An 8206-nucleotide genomic window follows, 5' to 3' on the forward strand; every position below is an offset into this window, starting at 1 on the left:
AATTTGGGTTTTAATATAGGAATCAATTTTTTAAAAAATTTTTAGAAATTTAAAGATAAAGTATTGTATACATGTAAGTATGATTAAAAATGAAAAGTTGTAAATGCTAAATTTAATTAAATATGCCTTACTCTCTTTAACATTGGCCTGAATGAATAGTTTATAGGAGATTACACTGGCTAAAGATGCGATAATTGTTCCAAGCCCTCCAATATTTACTCCTAGTAATAAAGCTTTCCAATCAGAAGTAAAGTTTGATAGAAGAATTGAAGTAGGAAAATTGCTAATCAATTGACTCAAAAATATGGAACTAAAGAAGACTGAAGTATCTCCTCTTAAATTAGCGCGAGCAAATGTCCCCAGTGCATCGGAATGGGAAATGTTTCCGATAAAAATAAAAAAACAGACAAAGGTTATTAGAAGAAAGTAATCGATCTTAAATAGTAAGTTTCTATCTAACGTAAATGCTGCTATCAGTGTGACTATTAGCGCGATGTAATAATTAATAACACCAAAAATAGATGCAATGATAGTAATAAGTATCAAAATCCAGACGGTAGCTTTTTTTCGATTTTTCACGGTAATAACAGGTAGTTCTATTTTCAAATCTGTTTTTTGAAGTTTTTGAGTAAATATAAATAATAAACTAATTCCAAGTACAGCTAAAAGCAGAATTGAACCTAAAAATGGGATGAGCTTAATTCCATAGTAAGAATATAGGTATAAATTTTGTGGGTTTCCCATAGGCATCAAGCTACTACCGATGTTTGCTGCAATTGTCTGCAGGATGATTGTATCCATCATGTTCATTTGTGTTTTTTTACTAATGACAAGTGTTATTGGTACAAAAGTGAGGAGAGCAACATCATTTGTTACAAACATGGAGCAAATAAAGCATAACAAAATTAGAATAATAGATATTGACCTGCTGTTATTGCATTTATTTAAAATCGCAACGGCAAGTTTGTCTAATATCTTTAGCTGTTCCAAGGCCTTAATGGCTACCATCAGATTAAATAAGCTAATTAACACTTCAAAGTTAATATATTCGATCTTTGGCGAATGTATTAAGCAGCTTACAATTGCTAGTATCAGTGAAATGGTAAGCACTAAATCCTTTTTTAAAAATTCGAATTTCATAAGGAGTCTTTTTTTATTTTGAACGAATACTATTTCTTTCACAATACACCACCTGTAATCTATGTTAGTAAATATACGTTTTTTGGGATAACTCGATATTGCTAGAAAAGAGGATGTCATAAGGTCCTAAATAAGAGTTTTGTAATGTTTCATCCCTTCAACAAAATCTTTTTTTCTTAGTGTCTTTCATGTTGTAAATATGTGCAATATAGACGAATCCAACTAGGGGGATTAATTGAGAAAACAAATGTTTTTTGTATGATAACATAAATAAATTAAATGTTTTATTTTTTTAATATTCTTATAATATTCCATTGATTCTTGATTTCAAATACTTTATGTGAACTTCTAAAAGAGAAAAAATATGCATGTTTTTATGAAGAAAATAGAGGCTTGTCAGAGGTTAGGTAGAACAGCATCCGCGACGTTTGGATACTGTATAAAATTCACAAAATCTCACTGTTTTTTTAGATGAAAAATCTTAAAATATTTTTTTGTTTTTATAAAAATCTGTACTTTTTCGTAACATTCTGTACTTTTAATTATAAATTAAAGACAAGCTTCTCTTAGTTGAAGATTGAAAGCGCTTCATAGTTTTTCTATAAATTTTTTATCTAGCCTATTTTTGAGATTAGTAGTGAGAAAGGAGATATTTCCATGTTCTTGAGAAAATTAACAAATAACCAGTTAATCACTATTGATTTTATGATTTAAATCACCGGTAAACGAAACAAACATAATAGTACAACAATGTTAGTGGATAAAAATATTAGTTTGCAGAAAGGGGTAGAGCATCCGTTTGTATAAGCGTTAAGTACTTCAAAATTTCAGTTTTACGGTTACATGTTGTGCTGTTTGCTTAAACAGGCCAATCCGATTAATATAGAAAATTTTTATCCTTGTTGTATTTGAATATGAAAGAGGTATTTATACCAGGAAATATAGGTGATTTTATATAAATTATAATATATAAATTTTGGCGTGGAGTGATGATATGGAAAGGTTTTTTGTAGAGTTAGTCGGATCAACAAATGATTTTTTATGGTCTAAATTGTTAATTATTATGCTTGTTATTTGCGGAATTTATTTTACATTTAAATTGAATTTTGTACAGTTTCGAATGTTAAAAGAGATGGTCCGTGTATTAATGGAGGGGAAAAGTGGTTCTAAAGATCAAATCTCTCCTTTTCAAGCGTTTTGTATTGGTATGGCAGCCCGCGTTGGGACAGGGAATATTACAGGAATTGCGATTGCAATTGCATTAGGTGGTCCTGGAGCTGTATTTTGGATGTGGATTATTTCTATTATTAGCTCGGCATCTAGTTTTGTCGAAAGCACATTAGCACAGATATATAAAGTAAAAGATAAAACTGGTTTCCGCGGTGGTCCATCCTATTATATGGAAAAAGGGTTGAATAAACGTTGGATGGGAGTATTATTCTCTATTTTAATCACAATTACTTTTGGACTTGTATTCAATTCAGTACAATCAAATACAGTTACAATTGCTTTTCAAAACTCATTTGGTACAGATCGTCTAACAGTTGGGATAATCATGGCCATTGCTTTCGCTGCGATTATTTTTGGTGGTGTACAACGTATTGCAAAAATGGCTGAATACAAGGTGGTATTTTTAGCGGTATTATACATTGGAGTTGCATTATTTGTTGTAGTTACCAACATATCAAAAATGCCGGAAGTTCTTTCTCTTATTGTTCAAAACGCATTTGGTTTTAAACAAATAGCAGGCGGTTCAATTGGTGCAGCACTTATGAATGGAGTTAAACGCGGTTTATTCTCAAATGAAGCTGGTATGGGAAGTGCACCAAACGTTGCTGCAACAGCAACAACAAGTCATCCGGTGAAACAAGGACTGATTCAAGCATTTGGTGTATTAACGGATACACTAATCATTTGTACTAGCACCGCCTTTATTATTTTGCTGTCTGATGCATATAAACAACCGGGGTTAAATGGTATTGCACTTACACAAGCAGCATTAAGTGAACACATAGGCCCTTGGGCATCGGGTTGTCTTGCTATCTTTGTTTTTTTATTTGGATTTGGTGCGTTAATTGGCAACTATTATTATGGTGAAACAAACATTCGCTTCTTACATACAAGTAAAGTGTGGTTAATGATATACAGAATAAGTGTGTTGGCTATGATTGTATTTGGTTCTGTTGCAAAGATTCAAATTGTATGGGATTTAGCGGACTTATTTATGGGCTTTATGGTTATTATTAATTTAATTGCTATTACCTTACTTTCAAAAGTAGCATTTGCGGCGTTACAAGATTATATAAACCAGAAAAAAGCTGGTAAAGATCCTATTTTTTATAAAGAAAACATTAAAGGACTTGAAAATATTGAATGTTGGGATAGTTATGAGAAAACTTCAAAAAAGAAAAGTGTGTAATAAGAAGGATATTCAGACTGCAATATGTCTGAATATTTTTCTTGGTTCTAGTGCAAATATTATTGATTATAGTAAAGAAAAAATCATTCTATATAAAGTTAATAGTACGGGGGAATATTATTAAATGATAAAGGATTCTAGCGTTCAAGTTGAGGGGCAAGAAAAAGTTTGCTTAGATCAATGGGTAGCTCATTATCGAGCGTATGCAGCTAAGGGACGAAGCGCCAGTTATATTCCCGCTCTGGGGGAAATAAATGTATCGCAGTTAGGTATTTGTATAGTAAAGCCAGATGGAACAATGATAAAATCAGGAGATTGGGAGATACCTTTCACATTACAAAGTATATCAAAAGTAATCGGTTTTATAGCCGCTTGTTTAAGTCGCGGTATTTCTTATGTATTAGAACGAGTTGACGTAGAGCCAACTGGAGATGCCTTTAATTCAATTATTCGTTTAGAGATACATAAACCAGGAAAACCTTTTAATCCTATGATCAATGCTGGAGCGATTACGATAGCTTCACTTTTGCCAGGGACATCGGTGCAAGAAAAATTAGAATCTCTATACGTATTAATTGAAAAAATGATAGAGAAGCGTCCCGCTATTAATGAAATAGTATTTCAATCAGAATGGGAAACGGCTCATCGTAATAGAGCATTAGCATACTATTTAAAGGAGAATGGTTTTCTAGAATCAGATGTGGAGGAGACACTAGAGGTTTACTTAAAACAATGTTCGATTGAAATAAATACAGAAGATATTGCCTTAATAGGGCTTATACTAGCACATGATGGATATCATCCTATTCGCAAAGAACAAGTGCTCCCTAAAGAAGTAGCTAGGTTAACAAAAGCTTTAATGCTTACTTGTGGAATGTACAACGCTTCTGGAAAATTTGCTGCTTTCATTGGATTACCAGCTAAGAGTGGGGTATCCGGCGGAATTATGACACTTGTTCCCTCAAAATCTAGGAAGGATTTATCGTTTCAAGATGGATGTGGTATTGGTATTTACGGACCAGCCATTGATGAGTATGGGAATAGTTTACCAGGAATTATGTTGTTAGAACATATTGCAAAAGAATGGGATTTAAGTATATTTTAAAAAGGAGCACAGATATTTTGGTGTTAGAGCGAGTCCAAAAGTGTTCAGACCTTATATTGTGTCTGAACATTTTTGAGTTATAAAGTATCTTTCTAAAGTAGAAGAGTGTAATGAATACTCACAATCTATAATGCTTTCGTTTATAACTTATTTATCAGTTTTTGAAAAAAATAGAGTAAGTATTGTATTAATGCAAATAGGTTTGTATACTGACTGTTAGGCGAAAGTGAGAAGTGATTATTTTGAATCTTAGTAATTTAGTAAAAAAAGACATCTATATTCTCGTTTTAATGATACTTACAGTACCCTTAGTAGGTGAAATAAAGTCATTTCCCTTAAATGAAACATTTAGAATGAGCTTTGGTGCACCAACATTTTTCTTTTTTTTATTATTGTTTCGACGAGTTCCAGCATTTTTACCGGGTTTTTTAACAGCGATAGTCGTGGTAGTATTTCGTATCTCAATGGATGTCATTATAAAGGAAAATATGGATTGGCTAGCCGCTTTTCATACTCACTATCCTAGTTTTTTCTTTTATTTTACTTATTCGTATCTCTTTCATTTAGCAAAAATCAAACGTTTTTATCATCAACCACTAATGATTGGTTTTATTGGTTGCATGATTGAAATACTGTCAGACTGTGTGGAATTAATGATTCAATATTTCGTATTAAAAACATCGATCACATCCGAGGCAATAAATGAGATCATTGTTATCGCATGTTCCCATAGTTTTATAGTTCTAAGCTTTTTCAATATGATGAAATTGTATGAAGCACAATCAAGGGAGCGACATATAAAGAAACAAAATGAACATATGCTCATGCTCATCTCTAATTTATATGAAGATGCTGTTCATTTAAAAAAAACATTACAAGATGCTGAGAATATAACAAAAAAATCCTATGATTTATATAAAACTTTAGACTCTTTTGAGCATAAACAGATGGATTTTCAGTTTGAGGATTTAAGGCAACAGGCATTACAAATTGCTGGTGAGGTCCATGACGTTAAAAAGGATAACCAACGTATTTTTGCGGGACTTTCAAAACTAATTTCTGATGAAAGTTTTACAGATTATATGTCTGTACATGAACTAGTAAATATCATTATACGGGCAAATACGAAATATGCACAGTTGTTAGAGAAAGATATCCAATTTGTGTATAAAATTGATGGTGTGCATCCTCATTATCATATTTATACAATCTTATCTATTATAAATAATATCGTTACAAACGCTGTAGAAGCTATCCAAGGTATGGGAACCATCACAATTGACATTAATAAAGACCACCATTTTGTTGAATTTCAAATAGGCGATAATGGTCCTGGTATTTCTTCAAAATATAAAGATTCAATTTTTGAGCCTGGGTTTACTTCTAAATATGATGATTTAGGCAATCCATCGACAGGTATCGGATTATCGTATGTTAAAGAAATGGTCGCACAACTTGAAGGTGATGTTACGCTTGAGGACAGAACCGAAGGAAAAGGATCAATTTTTATAATTAGATTAGGGATTGATCATATAATTTCGAAAGGGTGATTCTATGTATTTTTATATAGTAGATGATGAAAAAGCGGTTCGCTCAATGTTGGCTCAAATTATCGAGGATGAAGATCTTGGGGAGGTTATAGGAGAAGCTGAGGATGGTTTATCTTTAGAGCAACAAATGGTAATCCTTAAAAATATAGACATTTTATTTATCGATTTGTTAATGCCGAATCAAGATGGAATAAAAACAATTCGTCAAATAAAGCCTTCGTTTAAAGGGAAAATCATCATGGTCTCTCAAGTAGAATCAAAAGAATTAATTGCTGAAGCTTATTCGCTTGGTGTTGAATACTATATTATTAAGCCAATTAACCGGATTGAAGTATTAACAGTTGTTCGGAAAGTCATTGAACGAATTCGTTTGGAAAAATCAATAAAAAACATTCAAGAATCGCTTAATATGGTACTAAAATTGGATAGTAATTCAAGTGTGCAAGAAAAATACCGTAATGAAAAACATTTAAATACTTTCAATCATTTTCAAAATTCCATTCATTTTCTTTTGTCTGAATTAGGAATAGCCAGTGAAAGTGGAAGTAAAGATTTAATGGATATGCTAGATTATTTATATAAATATGAACAAGATAACACGTTGGAACAAGGCTTTCCCTCACTAAAAGAGATTTTTATGAATTTGGCTCAAAAAAAACTTGGGGATTCAGCTGAAGATGCCGAATTAAAAAGGTTCATAGAAGCTTCCAAACAACGGATTCGGAGAGCTATTTATCAATCATTAAACCATTTAGCATCCCTTGGACTTACTGATTTTTTAAACCCGAAGTTCGAAAATTATGCTTCTAGATTTTTTGATTTTACTACCGTAAGGAGAAAGATGACAGAATTGAATAATGAACCAACATTACCTGCTCGTATTGATACGAAAAAATTTATTCAAGTTCTTTATTTTGAAGCAAAACGAATACACCTGGAGTTAAGATGATAAACTCTTGCTAATTATTATTTTCAATTGCTAGATTGATAATTGTTTTCATGTTATTTGTTTTATATAGTTTTTCTAAGAGAGTATTTTCCTTTATTTCATATTGATTTTAAAATCAGAAAATTCCGTATCGATTCGGTAGAAGTGTATGAACTTAGAACAAAAGAATATGTATTTTTTATTTTTTTAAACATTAATATTCATTAAAAAAAACGAGTATTTTCACAATAAAATATAAATACATAGTAAGTTGAATTTAAAAAAAGATGCTATCTTCTAGCATCTTTTTTTCTTTAAGAGGAAATATCATTGATCCTTATATTATTTGAAATTCAAATGCGGGCATATAAATAACGGAAAAGGAGATAATATTTAACAAATTATAATTGGAAATGGTATTTTAGGTCAGAAATGTTTTTATACTAATTAGGTTATTGGTACTAAATAAGCATAATGTCTCGCTTTTCTGCTCTTTAATCTTATCGTTATTTTTTATTAAGTACATATCGTTTTTTAGAAATCTCAATCCTAGCAGAGTATATAAATTGGGTGATAAAAATGTGGAACATAATTACTTCTTATCTTCCAGATTGGAAAGTCTTTGTACAAGCTTTTATCTTGTTTTTAATTCCGTATACTATCTCAAGAGTTTTTCATTGGGTTCGTATGTCAGAGAAAGAGTGGGAAGAATGAGTTGGTGGAAGTCAAGAGACAAACAAGTGAAAAAAATAATATTCAAAGTAAAACGAAACAAGAGCATAAACCTTCTCAAAATGCAATCGTTCATTTCACAAATGATTTTGCCTCTAACTTAGAACTTATAAAGCAACAAATCGGACATAATTCTGATGTTCGCTTTCGGAAGTTTAATATTGGACGCACAGATATTCAGGCTGGGATCGTTTTTGTTGATGGCCTATCAGATAAAGAGATAATTGACAAACATATTATGAAATTACTAATGGATGATTTTTCTGATGAATATAAAAATGAAACTTCTTATGTGGAGGGGACTGTTTCAAAAGAATATATTAAAAATAAAG

The 8206-nt window shown here is 31.4% G+C and carries 5 protein-coding genes and 1 pseudogene; 5 read left to right on the plus strand and 1 reads right to left on the minus strand.

Annotated elements, in window-relative coordinates; all coding sequences use genetic code 11:
- Positions 1-30 precede the first annotated feature (30 nt).
- Positions 31-1182: an anion transporter gene (locus DN403_RS23920; protein ID WP_000659287.1), complete on the minus strand. Its 1152-nt coding sequence runs from the start codon at positions 1180-1182 to the stop codon at positions 31-33.
- A gap of 952 nt (positions 1183-2134) precedes the next feature.
- Here DN403_RS23920 and DN403_RS23925 point away from each other — a divergent pair.
- The 5 genes and pseudogenes from DN403_RS23925 to DN403_RS23945 all read left to right on the plus strand — a co-directional run.
- Complete coding sequence (locus tag DN403_RS23925; protein ID WP_000439283.1) at positions 2135-3559, plus strand: alanine/glycine:cation symporter family protein; 1425 nt, start codon at positions 2135-2137, stop codon at positions 3557-3559.
- Between the two features lie 124 nt (positions 3560-3683).
- On the plus strand, positions 3684-4664 hold the full coding sequence (glsA, locus tag DN403_RS23930) for a glutaminase GlsA (protein ID WP_000588648.1): 981 nt from the start codon (positions 3684-3686) through the stop codon (positions 4662-4664).
- A gap of 233 nt (positions 4665-4897) precedes the next feature.
- On the plus strand, positions 4898-6214 hold the full coding sequence (locus tag DN403_RS23935) for a sensor histidine kinase (protein ID WP_003261227.1): 1317 nt from the start codon (positions 4898-4900) through the stop codon (positions 6212-6214).
- Positions 6215-6218: 4 nt separating this feature from the next.
- Entirely contained in the window at positions 6219-7163 is a 945-nt protein-coding gene (locus DN403_RS23940; protein ID WP_000274088.1) for a response regulator, read from the plus strand.
- A 689-nt stretch (positions 7164-7852) separates the two neighbouring features.
- Positions 7853-8206: pseudogene (locus DN403_RS23945) on the plus strand (spore germination protein); the annotation flags it as partial.

This window comes from Bacillus sp. AY2-1, assembly GCF_008368965.1.
In the GTDB taxonomy this organism is placed as follows: domain Bacteria; phylum Bacillota; class Bacilli; order Bacillales; family Bacillaceae_G; genus Bacillus_A; species Bacillus_A thuringiensis_S.